Source organism: Bacillus sp. FSL M7-0307 (assembly GCF_038627835.1).
In the GTDB taxonomy this organism is placed as follows: Bacteria; Bacillota; Bacilli; order Bacillales; family Bacillaceae; genus Bacillus; species Bacillus altitudinis.
This window is the reverse complement of the sequence record NZ_CP152023.1, coordinates 3,022,207-3,046,688: the sequence shown is the minus strand read 5'-3', so window position 1 is coordinate 3,046,688 and position 24,482 is coordinate 3,022,207. Positions and strand designations below refer to the sequence as shown.

The window sequence follows — 24,482 nt, the reverse complement described above, 5'->3', positions numbered from 1 at the left end:
ATTAATTTCTAAACAAACATCTTTATTTAGCCGATGATGAAATGTAGGGATATTTAACCATTACTATATTCTTACGAAAATTTATTTAATTAAATGAAGAAGATAGAACAAATTGTTCAATGTAAAAGCAGAAAATTGCGAACAAACTCGGTATTTGGAAAAATCTCAACAAAAATGTTGAAAGTAAACTAGGAGGATAAGTACTTATGAAATCAGGAAATAAAAAATCGATATTGGCAGTAATTATGATGTCAGTCATGCTTTTAGCATTCGGTGCAGCATGCGGTGACACAAAAGCCTCAGAAAAAGAATACGTTAGTTGGTACGAATCAAATCGAAGCGATCTTGAAGATGCTATGCTTACATACGCAAAGCGTATGATGGAGGCTGACCCTACCGACGACCAATGGGCTAAAAACGTTAAAAAATCACTAGATGATCTGCAAAAAGTTGTCGATGACGTAAAAGCGAAAAAGAACGCACCTGCTGCTTACAAAAAAGCACATGAGCATTTGGTCAAAGCAAGCGAAGGGTATCAATACTTAATTGATGAAACACCTAAAACGATTAAGACAATCGATGAAAATACGGTAGATGGACTCAATGTGATTGAGCACAGACTTGATAAAGCCCTTGAAGAAACGAAGAAAGCAGACGACGAAGTTGAAAAAGTAGCAAGCGATTCAAAAAACGATAAGAAATGAGGAAACAGACCTTGAAAACAAACAAAAAGTCGATCATTGCAACAATCCTTTTAGTATTCGTATTAGCGCTAACAGCAGCGTGTGGTAAAACAGAAACAACAAGTAGCAAGTCATCAAACAAAAAACAAGAAAGCGCATCATCAAAAGAAACAAATGCTGAATTGGAAGCATATCTCGTATGGTATGACGATCATATGAATGCACTCGAAGATGAAGCTGCCACATATAACGACCTTATGAGTAACTCAGCTGTTGGAAATAAAAAATGGGAAGCAAACGTTGAAAAATCCCTCAAACGCGCTCAAAAGCTTATTGACGAAGGTGATGACAAAGACGACGTTCCACATAGCTTCAAAAAGGCACATAAGCATGTACTTCGCGCCGGTACTGATTACCAATATATTATTGACAACACACCTACCATGATTGCTGATTATGATATTGCCCTTATGGAAGACGTCTCAGTCAGCCATGACAACGTGACCGTTGAGATCGAGAATGCAGATAGAGAGCTTGATAAGGTTGTTTATGCGAAACATCTAAGCGGCAGCGAAAAATAAAAAAGGAGGATCGTCAATGAGTAAAGTAGTCAACTAAATAGCTATTAATGCAGAACACAGCGGTTATGCTGCTGTGTTTTTTTATAGTTTTTTAGTGAAGATACCTTTAATCTAGAATCTATTGAGAAAGCGCTGTAAAGCGATTTGTCCTAATAGATGAAACTTATGAAAACGATTAGACATTGATATTTCTCCTATCACAATATGCTTCTCCAAGTGAAGCATAAAAAATAGTGAAAAGGATAAGGCCTCATGAACAGAAAACATTCGAAACTTTCCAAAAAACCGCCAACCAATTCAAAATCACATCTTCCCATTTGAGACGTCCTCATATATAGTAAGATTAGACTAGTTCTAAATAACTGAAATTGGGGCGTTTACATGGATTCGATTGTTTTACATTTTATTGTGATCATGAGTGTTTCTGGCATTCTGTCCGTAATATTATCAATCATTGCTCATGCAAATCGCCATCGGTATATTGGCTGTCAATTGTTTATGTATATGTCTGGAGCAACTGCGATTTATATTTTTGGACATACATTTGAATTATTGGCGCGCACCCCTCAAGAAATTACATTCTGGGTTAGTTTTCAATACATAGGTCTTCCGTTCATTGCACCGTTCAGCCTGATGATTGTGCTGCAGTTTACTGGTTTCCATCAATATGTAACAAAGCGCCGCGTGCTTCTCTTCTTGCTGATTCCAATTTTAACCACCATTCTGGTGTTCACCAACTCTTTTCATTCACTCTTTTACCGAAGCATCACGATGAATACAGTAGATGGGTTTTTATTGGCTGATTTTACCATTGGCTATTGGTATATCATTCATGGGGTCTATACATTTGGTTGTTCCATGCTCGCTATTTTTATGCTGCTTTGGTTTTTACGTGTGAAGAAAGATTATTTGAAACAGGTTCTGATCTTGCTCGTTGGAATATTATTACCGATCACGACTTCTTTTATCTATTTATTAGGTGTCACGCCTTTTCACATTGACCCAGTACCAGTGGTGATGTTTTTAACCAACGCACTCTACTTATGGGCGATTATGTCTTTTCATCTCTTTAAGCTCTCTCCCATTGCGATGGAGCGTGTGTTTGAACATATGTCAGAAGGTGTTCTTATATTGGATCGATACCGAACACTGATTGATTATAACCCTGCGGCTGCATTGATCATTCCTGTGCTCGCTAAAAAGGGAATCGGCTATAAAATCGATGATATATTCTCAGGGATCATCAAAGAGCCAGCGTTTATACAGTGGCTGCGTTCTCCGCAGGATCATTCACAGTATGATTTAATGTGGGAAAAAGAGCAGCCCTTCTATTATCATCTCACTGCTTCTTCTCTTTTTAATAGAAGAGGCGAAGTCGAAGGCAGGCAAATTGTGATCAGTGATGTTACTGAGCAGCGACTATTGCAGGAAGAGCTGGAGCGCCGAGCATATATTGATGGTTTGACGAATATCTTCAATCGGTCTTCCTTTATTGAACGAACGCAGATGTTATTGGAAGAGGATGCGCAGGATACTGCAATACTTCTATTTGATATTGATTTCTTTAAACAAATCAATGATACGCACGGCCATCACATTGGAGACGAGGCGTTGCGCCATGTTGTGTCCATTTGTCAGCAGCATTTGAAGATGGATGATTTATTTGGTCGATATGGTGGAGAAGAGTTCGCCATTTGTCTGCCGCATCATTCATTTGAAGAGGCATGTCGTATTGCGGAACAAATGAGACATTCATTTGAAGTGAGTTTCTTTCAGACAGATGAGAAAAAAGTAAGAGTGACAGCAAGCTTTGGCGTCGCCCATACAGCGAATGATCCCTCTATATTAGAAACGCTTCTATTTGAGGCAGATCAAGCCTTGTATATGTCAAAACGCCAAGGACGTAATCGGATTTATGCATCAACTGGTTCGGACTATATGCTGTACCAAAAGCAGGATCTTCCGCCTGCTTCTCATTGACTGTTGTCCTTCATTTAGATATGATAAACATAACATTTGAACGGTTTCCTAAAGGGGAGTAGCTTTTACGGTTTGGTCGTCATTACAGAAACATCCGTTGTTTCTCGGCCATTCCGGCATGAACATGTTAGCCAGACCTTTGCCTATCACACTTGAGGCAAAGGTCTGGCTTTTTTTAAGGTCTTTTTGCATCTGTGTGGTTGGGAGCTGGACAAATGAGGGGTTTCAACATAGCAGATGAAAGGATGATGGATCTTGAAACAACATGTGATGGCGTTTCTATTTACCGGTACGTTTTTGTTAAGTGGATGTTCAGGACTGCTAGACCAAGTGAACGATACAACGACATATGTCACAGAAGCAAATGAGTATGTGATGGATATTCAGCAATTCACAGAGGATTTTCCACAGCTTGCGGAAGAAGCTGTACAAGATGCTGCCAAAAGAGCAGATTTGACGCAGCAGCTTGAATCATTGAAAGCAGACATTCAAGAATTTAATGAACTCACAGCACCATCGATAGCAAAAGACCTGCACGCACAAATCATGGAGAAAAATAAAGTACTGTCAGAGGAGATTCAAACCTATTTACAGCAATTGAAAATGGACAACTTCGATGCTGCAGCTATTTTAGAGGATCAGCAAGGCCTCATGAAGCAGCTTCAGCAATCTGTCAACCTTTTGCAAGATATTGAACAGTTGACAAACTAGGATAAACAAACGGTGATCTCAGCATATCTTTGCCTTTTCAGGTGAAGATATGCTTTAATTGAATGTAAGACAAGTATGATAGAAAAAAGGTGATCAGATGACAGAACAAGAAGAAAGACATATCGCTTCGCCTAGAGCCGAGAAGGAAAAAGAGCAATTAATCAACCGCTTAAAACGAGTGGAAGGTCAAGTGCGAGGGATTCAGCAAATGATTGAAAACGATCGTTACTGTATAGATGTCGTGAATCAAATTTCTGCTGTCAATGCAGCTTTAAAAAAAGTGAGTCTTCAATTAATGGAAAAGCATACACATCATTGCGTAGCAGATGCCATTAAGAGCGGTAATGGGGATGAAGCCATTGAGGAGTTAATGAATGTCTTCACGAAGCTGACAAAATCGTAGCAAACAGCGGATCATTTATGTTTACAATGATACCCTACTAGGGTATAGTAAGAATAGAAAATGATTGATGGAGGCGATGAGAAGTGGAACAAGCAACACTACAAGTGCAAGGCATGTCTTGCGGACATTGTGTGAAAGCAGTCGAAGGAAATGTAGGAGAATTAGCAGGTGTTGAATCTGTGAAAGTCCATTTAGATAAGGGTCAGGTGGAGGTTTCCTTTCACTCAGATCAAATCACGTTACACCAGATCTCTGATGTCATTGAAGAACAGGGATATGATGTCGTATAAAATGAGCATACGTGCTGCATAAGACAGCACGTATTTTTTTAAAAATAACAATACCCCCATGGAGTATGTGGAGAGGTGAGATAAATGAAAAAAGAAATTGATTTTCAAATTACGGGAATGACTTGCGCCGCCTGTGCAGGCCGCATTGAAAAGGGCTTGAACAGGTTGGAAGGTGTGGACGACGCCAGTGTGAACTTAGCGCTTGAAACATCCCACATTGTGTATGAAACAGAACAACTCACAGCAGAGGATCTAAAACAAAAAATTCAATCTCTTGGCTATGATGTGGTGATGGAGCAAGCCGAATTTGATATAGAGGGAATGACGTGTGCGGCTTGTGCAAACCGAATTGAGAAAAAAGTCAACCGGATGGAGGGTATTGATCAAGGGTCAGTGAACTTTGCGCTTGAGTCACTTCAGGTGACGTATCATCCTGGGCAAATATCTCCAAGTGACATAAAAGAGGCTGTGAAATCCATTGGGTATTCATTAATCGAATCAGCCGAAGAGCATGCAGAGGAAGGAAAAAAAGACCATCGCCAAGTAGCGATTGAGAAACAAACGGCACGCTTTTTGTTCTCGATGATTTTGTCATTGCCTCTTCTTTGGGCAATGGTCAGTCATTTTTCTTTCACATCGTTTATTTGGTTGCCAGAAGCGTTTATGAATCCATGGGTTCAGCTCGCATTAGCAGCGCCCGTCCAGTTCATTGTCGGCTGGCCTTTTTATGTAGGTGCTTATAAAGCGTTGAAAAATAAAAGTGCCAATATGGATGTCCTTGTGGCATTAGGGACATCAGCTGCTTTTTTCTATAGTTTATATGAAAGTATTCAGTCAGCGGTTCAAGGCACACATGAGGCGGCCCTCTATTATGAAACGAGTGCTGTGCTCATTACGCTAATTGTGCTCGGAAAGTTAATGGAAGCAAGAGCGAAAGGGAGATCATCAGAAGCGATTCAAAAACTGATGGGCTTACAAGCGAAAGAAGCTGTGATAGAGCGAGATGGGAAAGAAATGACCGTTCCTATTTCTGAAGTGAAAGTGAATGATTTTATGTTCGTCAAGCCGGGTGAAAAAGTCCCGGTAGACGGAGAAATCATCGAAGGAACAACAGCGATCGACGAATCGATGATTACAGGAGAAAGTCTGCCAGTTGATAAAACCACAGGAGATACAGTCATCGGGGCAACCATCAATAAAAATGGATTTGTGAAAGTGAAAGCAACAAAAGTAGGAAAAGAAACGGCTCTTTCACAAATCATTCGAGTCGTCGAACAAGCGCAAGGCTCAAAAGCACCAATTCAAAGAATGGCAGATCAAATTTCAGGGATATTTGTCCCCATTGTTGTAGGATTGGCTGTGCTCACTTTTCTGATTTGGTATATCTTTGTTGATCCAGGAAATGTGACAGCAGCCCTTGAGACCTTTATAGCGGTCATCGTCATCGCATGTCCTTGTGCGCTTGGTCTTGCTACACCGACCTCTATTATGGCAGGCAGCGGCCGGGCAGCTGAATCAGGGATTTTGTTTAAAGGCGGAGAACACTTAGAGGTAACCCAATCACTAGATACAGTAGTGCTAGATAAAACAGGGACTGTGACAAAAGGGGAGCCGAGTCTTACAGATGTGATCGCGTCTGCCAATTGGACAGAAGATACGCTGCTTCAGTTAGCAGGATCGGCAGAACAGCAGTCAGAGCATCCACTTGCCAGAGCGATTACAGAAGGCATGAAGAACCGGGGTCTCCAAGCGGTCGAGGTAGAAGCTTTTCAAGCAGATCCTGGTCATGGAATTGAAGCAAGAGCTGCAGGACATGAGCTTTTGATTGGCACACGGAAACTCCTAAAGAAACATCATATCAGCTGCGAAGCACTAGAAGCAGTTGTGACTGAGCTTGAAGAACAAGGAAAAACGGCGATGCTCATTGCCATTGACCGCGAGCCAGCAGGTATTGTCGCCGTTGCAGATACGATCAAATCGTCTTCTTCTCAAGCGGTCGCTCGTCTCAAAGAGCAAGGGATTCACGTCGTGATGATGACAGGAGATAACAAACGAACAGCAGAAGCGATTGCGAGTGAGGCAGGCATAGATCATGTGATCGCTGAAGTTCTTCCTGAGGAAAAAGCGGCTCATATTGCAGCGCTTCAGAAACAAGGAAAAAAAGTGGCGATGGTTGGAGACGGCATCAATGATGCCCCTGCCCTTGCAACAGCAAATATCGGGATGGCCGTCGGAACAGGTACAGATGTTGCCATGGAAGCGGCAGATATTACGCTCATGACAGGAGATCTCCATGCCATTGCAGATGCACTTGAATTTAGCAGAAAAACGATGAGAAACATTAAACAGAATCTATTTTGGGCGCTTGCTTACAATTGTATTGGTATACCGATCGCTGCATTTGGGTTCCTGGCGCCATGGCTTGCAGGAGCGGCAATGGCCTTTAGTTCTGTGTCGGTTGTACTGAACGCACTAAGATTACAGCGGTTGAAACCTGTCAGAGAGGGTGTGTCAGAATGAAGCTGAATGTCAAATGGGTGTGGACGTTGAGTGCTGTGATTTATGTGGCGCTTGTACTGATTGGTTATGCTGTTTATGACAAATTTTCTCCACATCAAGAGTCGCCAGTTGAACAGATGCAGCAACATTAAGACTTCGCCAAAAGCGAAGTCTTTTTTTAACAATTTTGTGGAAAAACCCACCTTTTAAAAGATTTTTCATAAAAAATTCACTTCTTTTTGTTCCTTTTTGTCGTTTTTTGTAGGTTCATCGTTAAGATGCGATTAAGCAACAAAGAAAGCGTTATCAAAAAAAGGGGGTCCACGTATGAAAAAGTTAGGGTTAGCTTCTCAAATACTCATCGCACTTGTTTTGGGTGTTGTCGTAGGAGCGCTGTTTTATCAAAATGAAACCGTTATTAATGTGTTAACGCCAATTGGCGATATATTCATCCACTTAATTAAAATGATCGTTCTTCCAATTGTTATTGCTGCATTGATTGTAGCCGTTGCAGGTGTAGGCGATATGAAAACCATCGGAAGACTCGGTGGGAAAACGATTCTTTACTTCGAAATTGTGACAACGATTGCATTAGCAGTTGGACTGCTTGCAGCAAACGTTTTCCATCCTGGTACAGGAATTGATATGAGTAACATGGAGAAAGGCGATATCTCTAAATATGAAGAGACATCTAAGTCTTCTGCCGAAAAAGCTAGTTTCTCTGAAACGATTGTGCATCTTGTGCCAACAAACGTGTTCCAATCCATTGCAGAAGGTGATCTATTACCAACGATCTTCTTTACAGTGTTATTCGGATTAGGAATTGCAGCAGTTGGAGATAAAGGAAAACCAGTGTTAGGATTCTTTGAGGGCATCCTCGAAGCGATGTTCTGGGTGACCAATAAAGTGATGAAGTTTGCACCATTTGGTGTATTCGCACTCATCAGTGTGACGGTGATCAAATTCGGGGTCGGAGCGCTTCTCCCGCTAGGTAAACTGGTACTTGTCGTTTACGGCACAATGGCATTCTTCGTTATTGTCGTACTTGGCATTATCGCAAAATTAGCTGGAACAAGCGTCTTTACACTATTTAGAGTGTTAAAAGAAGAAATCATTCTTGCATTCTCAACAGCAAGTTCAGAAGCTGTATTGCCTAGATTAATGGACAAAATGGAGAAGTTCGGATGCCCGAAAGCGATCACGTCGTTCGTTATCCCAACAGGCTATACCTTTAACTTAGATGGAAGTGCCATCTATCAATCCATTGCTGCCATATTTGTTGCACAAATGTACGGCATGCCTCTTTCCATCTATGAGCAAATTACGTTACTATTAATCTTAATGCTCACATCAAAAGGAATGGCTGGTGTACCAGGTGCATCGATCGTTGTTGTCATCACAACACTTGGAGCAATGGGACTTCCACTTGAAGGACTTGCCTTCATCGTTGGGATCGACCGTATCCTTGACATGGTTCGTACAACTGTTAACGTATTTGGTAACTCACTTGCAGCCATTGTCATGTCTAAGTGGGAAAAAGTGTTTGATCAAGAGAAATCGAAGAAGTATATTGAGGAATTAAAACAACAAACAAAAGCAGCGTAAAAGGAGATCTTTTCAAATGACGAAGCTACAGGACAAGCAAGTTCGAATCGAACGAGACTTTCTAGGTGAAAAGGAAGTAGACACTCAAGCGTATTATGGAATTCAAACATTACGTGCAGTAGAGAACTTTCCAATTACTGGCTACCATGTTCATGAGGAACTCATCAAAGCATTAGGGATTGTCAAAAAAGCAGCCGCACTTGCAAATATGGATACAAAGCGACTATATGCTGGTCTTGGAGAAAAAATTGTTCAAGCCGCAGATGAAGTGATTGAAGGAAAATGGAACAATCAATTTATTGTCGATCCAATTCAAGGCGGGGCTGGCACTTCAATGAATATGAATGCCAATGAAGTCATTGCAAACAGAGCGCTTGAACTACTAGGAAAGGAAAAAGGCGCTTATACTGAGCTAAGTCCAAACACGCATGTGAACATGTCGCAGTCAACAAACGACGTTTTCCCAACAGCGATTCATATTTCAACATTGAATATGATTGAAAAACTACTTTATACGATGGAAAACATGCATCAAGTCATGACAGAAAAAGCGCAAGAATTCGATCATGTCATCAAAATGGGACGTACGCATCTTCAGGACGCTGTTCCAATCAGACTTGGTCAAGAGTTTAGTGCATATGCAAAGGTTCTTGCTCGTGATATTAAACGAATCAAGCAGTCTAGACAGCATTTATATGAAGTCAATATGGGCGCAACAGCAGTCGGAACTGGCTTGAATGCTGATCCTAAATATATTCGCCAGGTGGTTGGCTATCTATCTGACATTAGCGGATTACCGTTAGTTGGAGCAGAAGATTTGGTCGATGCTACGCAAAATACAGATGCTTATACAGAAGTATCAGCTGCACTGAAAGTATGTATGATGAATATGTCCAAAATGGCAAACGATATTCGTTTGATGGCTTCAGGTCCTAGAGCAGGATTTGGTGAGCTGCACTTGCCGCCGAGACAGCCAGGTTCATCTATCATGCCAGGGAAAGTCAACCCAGTGATGCCTGAGGTCATGAACCAAGTGGCATTCCAAGTCATTGGAAATGACCACACGATCTGCCTTGCATCAGAGGCTGGTCAGCTTGAACTGAACGTCATGGAGCCAGTTTTAATATTCAACTTACTACAGTCTCTCAGTATGATGAAAAATGTATTTGAATCCTTTGTCGATAACTGCTTGCGTGACCTAAAAGCAGATGAATCTAGATTAAAAGAATATGTAGAAAAGAGTGCTGGTGTCATGACGGCGGTCAATCCGCATATTGGTTATGAAGCTGCTGCACGAATTGCGAGAGAAGCGATACTTACAGGCGTATCTGTACGTGAGCTTTGTCTGCAAAATGATGTGTTATCAGAGGAAGAGCTTGATATCATCTTAAATCCTTTTGAAATGACGAAACCAGGTATTGCTGGTGCATCACTTTTAGAAAAGGATCGTTTAGAAGATTAAGCGGCATCATGAGAAGCGCACACCGACAAATGTCCGGTGTGCGTTTTTTCATGGACTGTTTGTTTTTCTGAAGCGCACATAGTATACTATCGTCAATTATTAGGGATGTGACTGCGTTTGAATCTACTGAAAAAATGGTTGAATACAGAGCCTTATTTAATTATCATGCTCATTGTTCTGACTCCGATTGGTGGAGAGCTGAAATTTTATCCATTTGAGGATAGCTTTCGGGTGAGCTTTGGAACCGTTGTCTTTTTCTTTATCCTGCTTCAAATGAAAAAATTCCCGGCATGGGCAAGCGGCATCATTGCGGGGGGATCCGTGTTTGCATTCCGGGTGCTTCTTGATACTGCTGTGTCAGGCCACCTAGCGCTGGAAGAGGCCGTTTCTTTAAGATTTCCTTCCCTGCTGTATTACGTCGTCTATGGTACGCTTTTTTATGTATTACAGGTCAGACGTTTCCGTGATAAGCCTTGGCTGATTGGGGCGACAGGGATCATCATGGAACTATGCGCAAGTGTAGTTGAAATGATTGCACTCAGGGGAGCCATTGATGAAATTTTAACAGTGAGAACGCTGTTTCAACTATTTGTATTGGCGATTTTCAGAAGCTTTTTCGTATTGGCTTGTTATACGATGATTCGATTATACGAAGAACAGGCGAGAGAGCGTCAAATGAAGAAGGAAAAGGAACACCTGCTGATGCTGCTGTCAAATCTTTATACGGAATCTACATATTTTTATAAAACCCTTGCACATGCTGAGCACATTACAGCTACTTCATATCAATTGTATCAATCTCTGCATCATGCAAAGGATACGGAATCATTAGATTTGAAAAAGCTCGGAAAAACAGCCCTGCAAATTGCAGGTGAGGTACACGAAATTAAAAAGGACAATCAGCGGATTTTTTCTGCTTTATCCAAGCTGATTCATGAGGAAAAATTTCAGGAGTATGCAAGTCCTGCTCATATCGCTGGACTTGTGATCCGTATCCATGAAAATTACGCGGAATCTCTTAAAAAACACATCGTTTTTCATTATGATGAAGAAGGACAGCACCCTGCTTATCATGTGTATACCATTCTATCTTTATTAAATAACATTGTATCCAATGCCATTGAAGCCATTCCGGTGAATGGAGAGGTATCACTATCCATTTCACGGAAAGAGAATGATGTGATCTTTCAAGTCAGTGACAACGGGCCAGGCATTAAAGAGCGTAACCATCATGTGATCTTTAAACCGGGCTTCACTTTAAAATACGACCAGGCCGGGAACCCATCAAGCGGCATCGGTCTTTCCTATGTGAAAGACACAGCCGAGAAGCTTGGCGGAAGTGTTGAAATGAAGAGTATCCCAAATCAACAAACGAAGTTCACTTTAACGATACCAATTGGTCAAGTCAGCAGAAAAGAGGGAAATGGGAGATGAGATTTTTTATTGTCGATGATGATGAAGCCGTTCGTTCTTCACTCGCACAGCTCATTGAAGATGAAGAGCTTGGCTTTGTGGCCGGGGAAGCAGAGGATGGTGCTGAAGTAACAGCGAGCTACTTAAATGATTTGCACATTGATATTTTGTGTATTGATCTATTGATGCCGGAAAGGGACGGTCTTGAGACGATTCGAGCGATCAAGGATGAATTTCATGGGAAATATTTAATGCTGTCACAGGTAGAAACAAAGGAACTCATCGGCCAGGCATATACGCTCGGTGTCGAGTATTATGTGACAAAGCCGATCAATCGGGTAGAGGTCTTAAGTGTGCTCCACCTCATGATTGAACGTCTGCATTTAGAGCACTCAATTGAAAATATTCAGCATTCGCTCAAATCGGTCATGCAGTTCCAGCAGCGCGGACAGACGAAAACGAAGCAGAGGGGGAAAAGTCTTGCAGAAGCAGGTCAGTTTTTGCTGGCGGAGCTTGGGATTGTCGGCGAAAAGGGGTCTAAGGATTTACTAGATATGATTCTTTTCACAGATCAGTATTTAGCGTTACATGCCGATCAGCACGACTCTTTTCCTTCATTAAAAGTGATTTTCACTGGCATCACAGAGGATAAATTAAACGAACCTTTTACATCAGCCGACATCGCAAGAGAAGCAAAAGCAGCGGAACAGCGGGTAAGACGTGCGATCAACCAATCATTGAAACACATCGCCTCGCTCGGGTTAACCGATTTTTCTCACCCAACCTTTGAAAACTATGCATCAAAATTTTTCGATTTTACCATTGTGCGTAAGAAAATGAGTGAACTCACAAAAGAGACAAGTGGAAGAGAAGAGCACACACGTATCAATGTGAAGAAATTTGTGCAGGTGCTTTATTACGAGGCGAAACGTATTTTTATGGAAGATTAAAAAAGACATGCTCTCTATAAGGAGGGCATGTCTTTTTTTGTGATGGATTGAAGATGCATCTGTAGCACGGAGCGCATGAGCTGTGGCGGTAAACGATGGGGCTGTACGATTCCATTCAATGCAAGCCCATTGATGACCGCATAAAGCCGCTCAGTTTCTAATAAAAGATCGACATGATCTAGCAGTAGCTCATCCTCTTTCAATTTCATTAAGCAAAATTGAACGGTTTGAAAAAGCTCGTCATACATCTTTGCATTGAGCGGCTGTAAATCTGGTTCAGTCAGTGCCTTGACTGTAAAAGCCTGCCACACCTCCATTTCAAATATTCGTTCTTCGTCTAGTGGAAGAACCTGCTCCAATAAAGTGAATACATTTTCCTCTGTTGAACCGTTTAATGGAAGCCTAGCAATTCGCTCCTTCACTCTTTCCTGAATTAAATTCATGGAGAATAGAAATAATTCTTGCTGTGTGGAAAAATAATGGCGCATAGAGCCGGCTGAAATGCCAGCTTCAACGGCTATTTTTCGTACAGAAGCACTTTCCAATCCCTCTTGTTTAATCACTCTCATAGCAGCTTGAGCGACCTTTTGTTTTTGTTTATGGTGATCGACGATTTTTGGCATACATTGATTTTAGCACAGCTATTGTTTTTTTAACACAGTTGTGTTATTTTTTTATTTAATACAATCGTGTTAAAAAGGATGTGGGGAAATTGGTCGGTTTATTAATTGTGGCATGTGAAATTGGTTTTTGGCTGTTTATTCTAATGGGCTTAACACTGCGTTATGTGTTTAAACAGAAAAAATGGGGTGCTTTCTTTCTTGTCTGTACGCCGGTGTTAGATCTCATCCTTCTTGCGGCTACTTATATAGATTTAAAGCAAGGGGCTGTGGCGAGCGTCATTCACGGGCTTGCGGCTGTTTATATTGGTGTGAGTCTGGCCTTTGGACATCAAATGGTGAAATGGGCGGATGCTAAGTTTGCTTATCGTTTTGCAGGTGGTCCTAAGCCAAAGGGGAAACCAAAGTACGGGAAGGAGCGGTCTTTGTATGAAATGGTGGGCTGGACACGTCATTTCATCTCTTATGTCATCGGAGCGGGGCTGTTATATGGATTGACCTATCTCATCCAAGCACCAGAACGAACGGAATCTCTGATGCAGCTTGTCAGTGTGTGGGGGATGGTCTTAGCCATTGATTTCATCATTAGCATCAGCTACGTCATTTGGCCGAAAAAACACCCAGAAAATGTAGCAGGTTGACAAAAAAGACAGGCGGACTCATTCCACCTGTCTTTTTGCTATGAGGACAATCCTTTGTAAATGGTGTCGATATTCCATTTCATCATGTGATAGTAGCTGTCCCCATCTTCACCTTCTTTGCCGATAGAGTCCGTAAATACTTTCCCCTTAATCGGAACTCCTGTTTCCTCAGATAGGCTTTCAAGGCTGCGCTTATCTACACTTGTTTCAAGAAAAAGGGCAGGAACTTGATGGTCTTTGACAAAATGAATGATGCGCTTCATTTGTCCAGGTGTTCCTTCACTTTCTGTGTTGATCTCCCAAATGTAGCCGGCTTTCAGTCCATACGCATCCGCAAAATATTTGAATGCCCCTTCGCTTGTGACAAGGAGTTTTTTGTCTTTTGGCAGTTGATCAAACTTGTCTTTTGCTTCATCGTGAAGCGTTTGAAGCTTTTTGATATAGGTTTCAGCATTTTTCTCGTAATCCTCTTTATGCTCAGGATCTGCTTGAATGAGCGCATCTCTGGCATTTTGCGCATAAAGAATCCCATTCTCGACATTCAGCCATGCGTGTGGGTCCTGCTGGCTTTCAAGCCCTTTTGAAGACAAATGCTTCACTTTGACGCCTTTACTCAGCTCGGCTACAGGTGCATCATCCCCGTCCTTGCCGCTCGATTCAAGCAGTTTTTGAAACCAGCCATTCCCTGTTTCAAGGTTCAAGCCATTAGATAGAACAAGGTCTGCATCCGTCGTATACTGAACATCCTTTGGTAGTGGGTCAAATTCATGTGGGTCTGTACCAATGGGAACAATGCTGTGAATAGAGACATGCTGTCCTCCTACTTCCTTCACAATGTCATAAAGAATGGAGTAGGTCGTGACAACTTTTAATGTACCGTCATCTTTTCCGGAACTTTTTTGCTGAGTAGAACAGCCTGCGATGACCAAAAGGGCAATACATACTGCGGTCAAACGGATTGCTAATACCTTCTTCATATATGTCCTCCTTTTACATAGACGCTTCCTTTTTTAACTGTGTTCGTTTTCGCTTCGATTTTAAGGATCTCCACAATATCCCTTGTTTCGGTGAAAAGATAAAGGCACTGCCGAATAATATGGTCGCGACCAGCACAATGGAAGCACCAGACGACAAGTTATACGTAAAGCTGAGCCCAAGTCCTACGACAGCTGAAACTGCTCCAAAAAAAGCAGATAAATAAATCATGATCCATAGCCGGTCTGTCAGTAAATAAGCGGTGGCAGCTGGTGTAATAAGCATTGCAACAACAAGAATAATACCTACAGTTTGCAGGGACGCCACGGTCACTAAGGTCAATAAGGTCATGAGGAAATAATGGATCATGCGATTCGGTAAACCGTAAACAGAAGAAATCACTGGATCAAATGAACTAATGAGCAGTTCTTTGTAGAAAACGATGACAGCCAGCAAAATGAAAATGCCGATGCCAAGCGTGATCCACATATCAGATGAACGAACGGCTAGTACGTTTCCAAACAAGATATGATATAAATCGCTGGAACTTTTCAAAAATGTAATCAAAATGATCCCAATGGAAAAAAAAGCAGTGAATACGATCCCGATGGCAGAATCATTTTTAATGCGGCTGTTTTGACTGACATATCCGATGCCGATGGCTGTCAGTACACCAGTTAGAACCGCACCAAAGAAAAAGTTAATGCCGAGCATATAAGAGATGGCGACACCTGGAAGTACAGCGTGTGAAATCGCATCTCCCATCAAAGCCATTCCCCGTAAAATGATGAAGCAGCCGATGACGCCGCAGATGATCCCTACCATAACGGATGTAAATAACGCTTTTTGTAAAAATGCATATTCAAAAAGTCCGGTTAAGAATTCCATTACGCGTCTCCTCCTGCTGATTTTAAAAATGGCAGCTGTGTTTCGTATGCTTGGAGCATGACCTCAGGACGAAGAATATCATGTACAGGGCCTGCTTTGACCAGCTTCTTATTTAAAAGAACGAGATGGCTGAAGTAATCATCGGCCTTACTTAAATCATGGTGGACGACCAGAATGGTTTTTCCTTCATCTCGTAATTCCTTCAAAATGCGGATCATCGTTTCTTCACTTGCCATATCAATTCCGACAAATGGTTCATCTAAACAAAAGAGCTGTGCGTTTTGAGCGAGTGCTCGCGCAAGGAAGACACGCTGCTGCTGACCGCCAGATAATTCCCCAATCTGTCTTTTGGCAAAGTCCTGCATCCCAACCTTTTCTAAGCAATGGTACGCATAGGCACGGTCTTCTTTTTTCGGTCGTTTGATCAATCCGAGCTTTGGGTATGTGCCAAGCAGTACAGTATCTAGCACATGGATAGGAAACGTCCAGTCTAGATCATTTCTTTGCGGTACATAGGCGATCTGTTTTCTCACTTGTTTAAAAGGTTGTTCAAAAAAGCGAATGTCCCCTTGATCCTTTTCAATTAAATCCAAACATGCTTTCAATAAAGTCGATTTACCAGCACCATTTGGACCAATGATTCCAGTCATCGTTCCTTCCTGTATGGAAAGAGAGACGTTTTCTAGTGCATCCTGTCCGTGGTATGAGACATACAGGCGGTCGATTGTTAAAGCATTTGACATCTCTTGCGGCCCCTTTCGATCATCAATTGCGTTTCCTAAAAATATATGCATACATTTAATAATTTTGACTTAAGGATGAAATGATTCTCTAACGCTAATTTGTTTCCTTGAGGAAACTTTTATCTTATTCTAATCGTATGTCCTTCTTTTGTAAAGAGAAATGCTGAATATTCCCATCAAGCGATCGTTTTTATGTTATGCAACGAAGAGGGGACACGAGCATGGATTATTGAAAATTCACATGACATCCTGAATACGAAAAATCTCAAAAATTTGTTTATAAATGATTGACAGTTTGTAAGAACTCCTCATATAATAAGGGTAATTCAATATATGAATATGTGCTCATATATAATATCTACAGCAGCTGATAGGTTTGATTGAATCAGGGAAGGCTACTTATATAGAAAAAGGTGAGAACATGAAAAAGATGAAGGATGAATACGTATTAAGCGGTCTCGATTGTGGAAACTGTGCCCGTAAAATTGAAACAGGTGTCAGCAAACTTGAAGGAGTGGAAGCCTGCTCAATTAATTTTGCGACGGGTACATTAACTGTGACACATGCTGATGCACAAGAAACGATGTCAAAGCGTATTGAAAAAACCGTTCAGTCCATTGAACCTCATGTGAGTGTATCACCAAAAGAAGAAGGACATCACCACGATCACGATCATGGAACAAAGAATTTAAAAACGATTGTACTGAAATTAATTGGTGGTGCAGTCATTGGAACGGCGGCTTATTTTATACCTGACAACGGCTTACTGAAGTTCATCATGTTTTTCGCCGCGTATTTACTCGTTGGCGGAGATGTTGTCCTGAAAGCGCTGAAAAATATTGTGCGCGGTCAAGTATTTGATGAGAACTTCTTAATGACCATAGCTACAGTTGGTGCTTTTGTGATTCAGCAGTATCCTGAGGCATTGGCAGTCATGCTGTTTTACCAAATTGGAGAACTGTTCCAAGGGGCAGCTGTGAATCGCTCCAGAAAATCAATTAGCGAATTAATGAATATCCGTCCAGAATACGCAAACCTCAAAGTGGGGCAAGAAACAAAAAAGGTAAAGCCTGAAGAAGTCAAAGCGGGTGACCGTATTGTTGTCAAACCAGGTGAAAAAATTCCTTTAGATGGACGCGTGATAGACGGTTATTCTCTTGTGGATACCTCTGCACTAACTGGGGAGTCTGTTCCAAGAGATGTGGAAGCAGGAAAAGAAGTGCTTGCTGGATTTGTGAACCAAAACGGCATTCTTGAAATTGAAGTGCAAAAAGAGCTCAGTGAGTCAGCGGTTACGAAGATTTTGGATTTAGTCGAAAATGCAAGCAGCCGTAAAGCGCAGACAGAAAACTTTATCACAAAGTTCGCTAAATATTATACACCTGCTGTGGTCGTGCTAGCTTTATTGCTTGCCTTTGTACCACCGCTTCTCATCCCATCAGCTCAATTGTCTGATTGGGTGTACCGGGCACTTGTCTTCCTTGTCATTTCGTGTCCATGTGCTCTCGTTGTATCCATTCCATTAGGTTTCTTTGGCGGGATTGGTGCCGCATCAAAACGAGGCATTTTAGTGAAAGGCAGTAACTACTTAGAAGCCTTAAACTCTGTGCGCTATGCGGTGTTTGATAAAACAGGTACTTTGACAAAAGGAAACTTTACAGTCACTCATATCGAAGCAGCGAATGAGAAATGGTCAGAAGAGGAATTGCTTTCTTTTGCGGCACTGGCAGAAGCACATTCTTCGCATCCGATTGCAGAATCGATTAAAGCGGCTTACGGAGCGTCTCTTGATGAGAGCCAGATCGAATCTTACGAGGATATTGCGGGTCATGGGATCAAAGCGACAATTCACGGAGCCCATGTATTGGCAGGTAACCATCGCCTGATGGAACGAGAGGGCATTTCTTTTGAAAAAGAAAAACGAAGCGGAACGGTTGTGTATTTAGCAATAGACGGTGAGTTTGCGGGATCTATCTTGATTGCAGATGAAGTAAAAGACGATGCAGTTGAAGCGATATCTTCTCTAAAAGCTGCGGGCATTCAAACCGTGATGCTTACAGGGGATGCTGCGCAAGTAGGAAATGCAGTCGCACAGCAGATCGGCATTGACGAAGTTCACACTGAATTATTGCCACAGGATAAAGTCGCCAAAATCGAAGACCTGTATGAGAAAAAAGCATCTCAAGACAAATTATTGTTTGTTGGTGATGGCATAAACGATACGCCGGTTTTGGCAAGAGCGGATATAGGTATTGCCATGGGTGGACTTGGTTCAGATGCAGCAGTTGAAGCGGCTGATATTGTGATTATGACAGATCAGCCATCAAAGGTAGCGGAAGCCATTGCTGTCGCTAAAAGAACGAGAGCCATCGTATGGCAGAATATTGCGTTTGCTCTTGGGGTGAAGGCCGTCTTTCTCATACTTGGTGCATTCGGTATTGCAACGATGTGGGAAGCCGTCTTCTCGGATGTTGGTGTCACTGTACTGGCTGTTTTAAATGCGATGAGGGTCATGAAATAAAATTGTAAGGAAAAATTCATGAATAGCGTCTTTCATAATAGACCCCCTCTTGTTAAAATAGAAGAAGTTGGATAATGGCATTTTCCTGAGCTGTTATCCTTTTTCTTTGTGAAGGAATGAATGAAAAAGATAAGGTAGGTGCTTTTGTGAGTAAAAAAAATAATCAATCTTCATCCATCAAGTTTGCAGTTATATTAACCATCATTGCAGCTCTTCTCATCGGTATTTTCGTTGTGATCGGTAACAACAACAGCCAAGAAGCACAAACAGTCGACAGTAAGCCGTCTATTAAAGGACAGCCTGTCATGGGAGATCAAAAGGCAAAAGTGCAAGTTGTCGAGTTTGGGGACTACAAATGTCCATCATGTAAATCATTTGAGACAGACATTTTCCCAAAATTGAAAGCAGACTACATAGATAATGGCGATGTATCCTTCTCATTTATTAATTTACCACTGCCTGTTCATGGGGACGGTGCGGTATTAGCAGCACTGGCTTCTGAAGAAGTGTGGAAAGAAGATCCAAAAAACTTCTGGGCATTTCATGAAGCGGTCTACAACGCACAGCCAGATAGTGAAGCAGAATGGGTAACGCCAGCAAAGCTCACCGAATTGGCGAAGAAGACAACGAAAATTGATACGGACAAGCTGAAAGATAACCTATCAAAGAAAACATATCAGCCACAGCTTAACACAGATGATCAGCTGGTGAATCAATACAAAGTAAATGCAACACCAACTATTTTCATTAACAATAAACAAGTCCAAAACTTTTATGACTATGATGAAATCAAAGAATTAATTGATCAAGAGCTGAAAGGGAAAAAATCATGAAGAATAAACTGATTTACTTATACAGCGCTTGGATCGTCTCGATTGTGGCGACGATGAGCAGCCTGTATTTAAGTGAAGTAAAGAAGTTTATTCCATGTGATATGTGCTGGTTTCAGCGCATTTTCATGTATCCGCTTGTGCTTTTACTTGGAATTGCTACATTCCGTGGCGATGTCAAAGTGAAGTACTACGTTCTCCCTTTGGCCGGGATTGGTGCTTGCTTTTCCATCTATCATTATATGGAACAAAAGATTCCAGGCTTTGCATCGATTCGCCCTTGTCTAAGCGGTATTCCTTGTTCCGTTGATTATCTGAACTGGTTTGGTTTTATCACCATTCCACTCTTAGCTCTCATTGCATTTATTCTGATCATCATTAGTATGCTACTTTTAAATGCAAAAGAAGATTGAGGAGATAGCCTGCTTTTAAGCAGGCTGCAGCGTGTAGACAAACCCTCGCATTCGGTGTCAGTCCTGCGTGCTGGTGCTCACGAATGTCAAATTCGCTCCGCGCCAGTACTCGTCCTTCCTAGACTGCAAAGGTTTTCTATCACGCTGAAAAGAAGACAAAGGGATAAAATCAAGTTCATTTTAGCCCTTTGTCAACAATCTGAGCCTGCTTTTAAGCAGGCTATTTTTTATTTTTGCAAAAAGATAAAATTTAAAGAAAATTTGTATTGCTTTTCATTTGTGTCAGATATACATTAAGGGGAGAGTGTTAGATGATCAGACAATGGTAAGGAGATAAGCGGAAAATGGCATGGGAAGTCTTAAGTATTATAGGCATTGTGGCATTCGCCATTAGTGGTGCGATTGTCGCAATGGAGGAAGAGTACGATATTCTTGGTGTGTACATTTTAGGGATTGTCACAGCATTTGGCGGTGGAGCGATTCGGAATCTATTAATTGGTCTTCCGGTGTCTGCTTTATGGTCGCAGGGCAAAATGTTTACCATTGCCCTTGTATCCATTACGATCGTGTTTCTATTTCCAAAGCTTTTGCTCAAGCACTGGAGCACGTGGGGGAATTTCTCAGATGCGATCGGTTTAGCAGCGTTTGCGATTCAAGGTGCATTATTTGCTGTACAAAGAGAGCTCCCGCTCAGTGCGGTCATTGTGGCAGCCATTTTGACTGGAAGCGGCGGCGGCATTGTGCGTGATTTATTAGCAGGACGAAAGCCACTTGTGCTAAAAGCAGAGATTTACGCAGTATGGGCAGCCCTAGGCGGCTTACTCGTCGGACTCGGCTTAGCGCAAGGAGAGCTTGCTTTATATCTGCTGTTTGTCATCCTCGTCATATGCAGGGTTTGTTCCTACTTATTCAAATGGCGGCTTCCCGCAAGGTCTTATTTTTTAAATAAAGGGTAAAACGAAAAAAGGGCGATGTCGCTCTTTTTTTTATGCGTTATTCGAGCTTGATGTCAGCAGGTCAAGCTGTTTTCGTGTAAAATAAAAGTAGGTTCTTTATTCATCATTGGAACAATACACGAGATGAAAATGTTGTCATTTGACTGAATATGTAGATTCAGTCTTTTTTTGCCTAGATGGATTGTTATGTGTTGGTTTCGCTTTTTGCGGGATACTAAAGAAACGCTCATGACCGAACGGATGGATCAGAAAGAAATGAACACATCTTTGCATGTAAGCAAAACATGACGGAAAAAATGAAATGGGAGGGACATGTACTAGTGGAGATTTTTTTGGCAGTGCTCGTACTACTAGCACTCATTGCATCATCTAATATTATCAATCGTTTTCTGCCCTTTATTCCAGTTCCATTAATCCAAGTGGGTTTAGGGATATTGGTCGCAGCTTTTCCTTCAGGTTTACATATTTCTTTAAATCCTGAGCTATTCTTCGTTTTATTCATTGCACCACTGTTATTTAATGATGGGAAGCGTACCCCAAGGGACGAGCTGTGGAAATTAAGAGCGCCCATTCTTCTATTAGCTTTAGGGCTCGTATTTGCGACAGTCATTGTCGCAGGATATACCATCCATTGGATGATTCCAAGCATACCACTTCCAGCTGCATTTGCGCTTGCAGCGATTTTATCACCGACAGATGTGGTTGCTGTAAGTGCCCTTTCCAGCCGTGTGAATATGCCGAAGGGGATCATGAGACTGCTGGAAGGCGAAGGACTGATGAACGATGCGTCAGGACTTGTTGCTTTTAAATTTGCTATTGCAGCAACGGTTACAGGGGCATTTTCCATTGCAGAGGCATCCTTTAGCTTTGTTCTTATTGCTGCTGGCGGATTATTGACCGGATTTATTCTGTCGTTTTTTATCATTCGTTTTCGCTACTTTCTCCGCCGTTTAGGCATGGACGATGTCACAATGCACATCATCCTGCAAATCCTCACGCCGTTTGTGATTTATTTAGCAGCTGAAGAAATTGGGGTATCCGGCATTTTAGCCGTTGTTGCCGGTGGTGTGACACATGCCATCGAGCAAGACCGAATGGAAGCGAATTTAGCAAAACTGCAAATTGCTTCTTCAAACACGTGGAATATTATTTTATTTATTTTAAATGGCCTTGTTTTCGTTTTACTTGGGTTACAAATTCCTGATGTATCGACCGTCATTTTCCAAGATGAAGCCTTTAATAATATGCAGGTCATCAGTTACATTTTAATCATTACATTCTGTCTGATGATTCTCAGATTCCTATGGGTATGGCTGTTCTGGGCGGGAAACTGGAGTGTATCGAAAAAGAAGAACGCGAAAAAACCGAAGCTGCGTGCTTCCATGCTGATGACATTCTCTGGTGTTCGTGGTGCTGTTACATTAGCAGGTGCTTTCTCCATCCCGTTTACGCTTGCCGACGGGTCACCATTTCCTGAGCGTCATTTAATTATTTTCCTCGCAGCAGGCGTCATTTTATGTACACTCATTTTAGCGAGTGTGCTGCTGCCTATTTTATCGGAGAAAAAAGATAAGCAAGTGGATGTGGACTTAGATACAAAGATTCAGCACGCGAAACGGAAGCTGCTGAGAAGTGCCATTAAAACTCTAAAAGAAGGAATGAATGAAGACAATCGAGAAGTCTCCCTTGCACTCATCAATGATTACCGAATGAAGCTGAGAAATATTCAGCGGGAACCGTATCAGTTTGGTATGAGAAAACAAGAAAGAAAAATCAGACTGCACGGCATTAAAGCAGAACAGATGAAACTTCAGCAGTTGATCGAGGAAGAGAAAATCGACAAAGAAGAAGCGTATGAGCTGCAAGAGAGATTTCATGAGTTGGAAATGCTCTATTCCAACTCCTTTAAAATTCGTTTCTCAAAAGTGAAGTTTCTGCGCTTACTACAATGGCTTCAACTATGGCGTCCGAATCAGCGTATTTCAAGCGGCATATTAGAAAACGAGGAATCGTATAAACAAATCCGTAAGAAAACGGCTGAAGCTGCGGTGGATTCTATTAAGCACCATATGACCGAAGACAATCAACAAACGTGTCATCAAGTCATTGGGTTTTACAATCAAGTGATATTCCGCTGTGAACATGGTCCTTCTTTCTTCCAGCAAAAGGATCGTACGTTTGACCGGAAGAAGAAAGAGCTTAACTTCCAAGCCGTACAGACGATTCGTAATGAAATCCAAACCTTATATGAAAATGGTGAAATCAATCGTGATATTGCCCATCATTTAAGGGAGTATATCAACGACATGGAAGCAGTCTTACTGACCAATACATGATGTTGTCATCTTCTCCCCTATGTTTTATGATGAAAAAAAGAGACGAGCAGGGGGAGAGGCAGGATGACATATTACGGAGCGATTGAAGCTGGGGGAACAAAGTTCTGTTGTGCCATTGGCAATGAACATGGTGATATCATAGAGGAATTGACCATTCCAACAGAGCACCCGGAAAAAACCATCCAATCACTTATTCCATTTTTTCAGCAACATGAAATTGCAGCATTAGGGGTCGGTTCCTTTGGACCGATTTGTGTCCAGAAAGACGATCCTTCTTACGGTTACATCATGAATACGCCGAAAGTTGAATGGAAGCATTACCCGTTTATACCTGAGCTGGAGAAACAATTAGGCGTACCGGTGTCCTTTACGACAGATGTCAATGCCGCAGCATTAGGTGAACTGACAAAAGGGGCCGCCAAAGGGCTAAGCAGCTGTCTGTATATCACGGTCGGTACGGGGATTGGTGCCGGGGCTGTTGTGAAAAATGAGCTTCTCCACGGTCACTCACATCCAGAGATGGGACACATCCTGGTCAGGCAGCATGAATCAGATCAGTTTGCAGGTGTCTGCCCGGCGCATGGTACTTGCTTAGAAGGACTGGCGGCAGGACCAGCTATTGAGGCAAGGTGGGGGAAGCCGGCTAAAGAGCTTACCGAAGAAGAAGAAGTTTGGTCTCTTGAAGCAGATTATTTAGCACAGGCATTAATGCAATACACGCTGATATTAAGCCCAGAGCGAATCATAATGGGTGGAGGCGTCATGAAGCAAAAACAGCTATTTCCGCTCATTCGAGAGAAGCTGGCTGCGTATGTCAATGATTATGTCGACATGCCGCCGCTTGATACATACATTGTCTCTCCTGGACTTGAGGACAAGGCAGGTATGACAGGTGCTTTGCTGTTAGCGATTGAAGCGAAGAGAAACGCCTGATAATAGAGTTTTCAAACGCAACATGAGATAATGAAAAAGATGGAATCTA

Annotated in this window: 23 protein-coding genes; 19 read left to right on the top strand and 4 right to left on the bottom strand. The window is 41.9% G+C overall.

Annotated features, from left to right (window positions below; all coding sequences use genetic code 11):
* Positions 1–206 precede the first annotated feature (206 nt).
* From MHI41_RS15675 to MHI41_RS15620, 12 genes are all read left to right on the top strand, one after another.
* Complete coding sequence (locus MHI41_RS15675) at positions 207–704, top strand: hypothetical protein (protein ID WP_113746975.1); 498 nt, start codon at positions 207–209, stop codon at positions 702–704.
* Positions 705–715: 11 nt separating this feature from the next.
* Positions 716–1,264 carry a hypothetical protein gene (locus MHI41_RS15670; protein ID WP_113746976.1) on the top strand — a complete coding sequence of 183 codons (549 nt, stop codon included), beginning with the start codon at positions 716–718 and terminating at the stop codon, positions 1,262–1,264.
* 381 nt (positions 1,265–1,645) lie between these two features.
* Entirely contained in the window at positions 1,646–3,244 is a 1,599-nt protein-coding gene (locus MHI41_RS15665) for a histidine kinase N-terminal 7TM domain-containing protein (RefSeq protein ID WP_008347653.1), read from the top strand.
* A 255-nt stretch (positions 3,245–3,499) separates the two neighbouring features.
* A complete protein-coding gene (locus MHI41_RS15660; protein WP_046527449.1) occupies positions 3,500–3,955 on the top strand; it encodes a DUF6376 family protein in 456 nt (151 codons plus the stop codon).
* 97 nt (positions 3,956–4,052) lie between these two features.
* The gene (locus MHI41_RS15655; RefSeq protein WP_008347647.1) at positions 4,053–4,358 is read left to right on the top strand and encodes a metal-sensing transcriptional repressor; all 306 of its coding nucleotides are present in this window, start codon (positions 4,053–4,055) and stop codon (positions 4,356–4,358) included.
* An 83-nt stretch (positions 4,359–4,441) separates the two neighbouring features.
* Positions 4,442–4,648 carry a copper chaperone CopZ gene (gene copZ / locus MHI41_RS15650; protein WP_008347645.1) on the top strand — a complete coding sequence of 69 codons (207 nt, stop codon included), beginning with the start codon at positions 4,442–4,444 and terminating at the stop codon, positions 4,646–4,648.
* 84 nt (positions 4,649–4,732) lie between these two features.
* Complete coding sequence (locus tag MHI41_RS15645; protein ID WP_342494300.1) at positions 4,733–7,168, top strand: heavy metal translocating P-type ATPase; 2,436 nt, start codon at positions 4,733–4,735, stop codon at positions 7,166–7,168.
* Positions 7,165–7,299, top strand: a complete 135-nt coding sequence (locus MHI41_RS15640) for a hypothetical protein (RefSeq protein WP_255234054.1) — start codon at positions 7,165–7,167, stop codon at positions 7,297–7,299. Before MHI41_RS15645 ends, MHI41_RS15640 begins: the two co-directional genes overlap by 4 nt.
* A gap of 175 nt (positions 7,300–7,474) precedes the next feature.
* Positions 7,475–8,752 (top strand): cation:dicarboxylase symporter family transporter, encoded by a 1,278-nt coding sequence (locus MHI41_RS15635; RefSeq protein ID WP_007500222.1) that lies wholly within the window; start codon positions 7,475–7,477, stop codon positions 8,750–8,752.
* A gap of 16 nt (positions 8,753–8,768) precedes the next feature.
* On the top strand, positions 8,769–10,214 hold the full coding sequence (aspA, locus tag MHI41_RS15630) for an aspartate ammonia-lyase (RefSeq protein WP_342494299.1): 1,446 nt from the start codon (positions 8,769–8,771) through the stop codon (positions 10,212–10,214).
* A 117-nt stretch (positions 10,215–10,331) separates the two neighbouring features.
* Entirely contained in the window at positions 10,332–11,648 is a 1,317-nt protein-coding gene (locus MHI41_RS15625) for a sensor histidine kinase (protein WP_048002946.1), read from the top strand.
* The gene (locus tag MHI41_RS15620; RefSeq protein ID WP_048002947.1) at positions 11,645–12,577 is read left to right on the top strand and encodes a response regulator; all 933 of its coding nucleotides are present in this window, start codon (positions 11,645–11,647) and stop codon (positions 12,575–12,577) included. The genes MHI41_RS15625 and MHI41_RS15620 overlap by 4 nt, the downstream gene beginning before the upstream one ends.
* A 14-nt stretch (positions 12,578–12,591) precedes the next feature.
* Here the strand turns inward: MHI41_RS15620 and MHI41_RS15615 are convergent, their stop codons facing one another.
* Positions 12,592–13,200 carry a TetR/AcrR family transcriptional regulator gene (locus MHI41_RS15615; RefSeq protein WP_019743630.1) on the bottom strand — a complete coding sequence of 203 codons (609 nt, stop codon included), beginning with the start codon at positions 13,198–13,200 and terminating at the stop codon, positions 12,592–12,594.
* A gap of 89 nt (positions 13,201–13,289) precedes the next feature.
* Here MHI41_RS15615 and MHI41_RS15610 point away from each other — a divergent pair, with 89 nt between their 5' ends.
* A complete protein-coding gene (locus MHI41_RS15610; protein WP_019743629.1) occupies positions 13,290–13,838 on the top strand; it encodes a hypothetical protein in 549 nt (182 codons plus the stop codon).
* Between the two features lie 38 nt (positions 13,839–13,876).
* Here MHI41_RS15610 and MHI41_RS15605 read toward each other — a convergent pair whose 3' ends face one another.
* Genes MHI41_RS15605 through MHI41_RS15595 form a run of 3 tightly spaced genes read right to left on the bottom strand, consistent with a single transcriptional unit; the run spans position 13,877 to position 16,444 of the window.
* On the bottom strand, positions 13,877–14,815 hold the full coding sequence (locus MHI41_RS15605; RefSeq protein ID WP_250026623.1) for a metal ABC transporter substrate-binding protein: 939 nt from the start codon (positions 14,813–14,815) through the stop codon (positions 13,877–13,879).
* A gap of 13 nt (positions 14,816–14,828) precedes the next feature.
* Entirely contained in the window at positions 14,829–15,701 is an 873-nt protein-coding gene (locus tag MHI41_RS15600) for a metal ABC transporter permease (RefSeq protein ID WP_007500236.1), read from the bottom strand.
* Entirely contained in the window at positions 15,701–16,444 is a 744-nt protein-coding gene (locus MHI41_RS15595; protein WP_035701622.1) for a metal ABC transporter ATP-binding protein, read from the bottom strand. The genes MHI41_RS15600 and MHI41_RS15595 overlap by 1 nt, the downstream gene beginning before the upstream one ends.
* A 421-nt stretch (positions 16,445–16,865) precedes the next feature.
* On the opposite strand from MHI41_RS15595, the gene MHI41_RS15590 reads away from it, so the two are divergent.
* The 6 genes from MHI41_RS15590 (at position 16,866) to MHI41_RS15565 (ending at position 24,433) form a co-directional block, all read left to right on the top strand.
* Positions 16,866–18,965 carry a heavy metal translocating P-type ATPase gene (locus MHI41_RS15590; protein WP_058213602.1) on the top strand — a complete coding sequence of 700 codons (2,100 nt, stop codon included), beginning with the start codon at positions 16,866–16,868 and terminating at the stop codon, positions 18,963–18,965.
* 116 nt (positions 18,966–19,081) lie between these two features.
* Complete coding sequence (locus MHI41_RS15585) at positions 19,082–19,798, top strand: DsbA family protein (RefSeq protein WP_008347618.1); 717 nt, start codon at positions 19,082–19,084, stop codon at positions 19,796–19,798.
* Positions 19,795–20,208, top strand: a complete 414-nt coding sequence (locus MHI41_RS15580) for a disulfide oxidoreductase (RefSeq protein WP_007500241.1) — start codon at positions 19,795–19,797, stop codon at positions 20,206–20,208. The genes MHI41_RS15585 and MHI41_RS15580 overlap by 4 nt, the downstream gene beginning before the upstream one ends.
* Before the next feature lie 344 nt (positions 20,209–20,552).
* The gene (locus tag MHI41_RS15575; protein ID WP_007500242.1) at positions 20,553–21,164 is read left to right on the top strand and encodes a trimeric intracellular cation channel family protein; all 612 of its coding nucleotides are present in this window, start codon (positions 20,553–20,555) and stop codon (positions 21,162–21,164) included.
* Between the two features lie 320 nt (positions 21,165–21,484).
* Positions 21,485–23,500 (top strand): Na+/H+ antiporter, encoded by a 2,016-nt coding sequence (locus MHI41_RS15570; protein ID WP_017359242.1) that lies wholly within the window; start codon positions 21,485–21,487, stop codon positions 23,498–23,500.
* A 63-nt stretch (positions 23,501–23,563) separates the two neighbouring features.
* Positions 23,564–24,433: an ROK family protein gene (locus tag MHI41_RS15565; RefSeq protein ID WP_008347123.1), complete on the top strand. Its 870-nt coding sequence runs from the start codon at positions 23,564–23,566 to the stop codon at positions 24,431–24,433.
* Positions 24,434–24,482 lie beyond the last annotated feature (49 nt).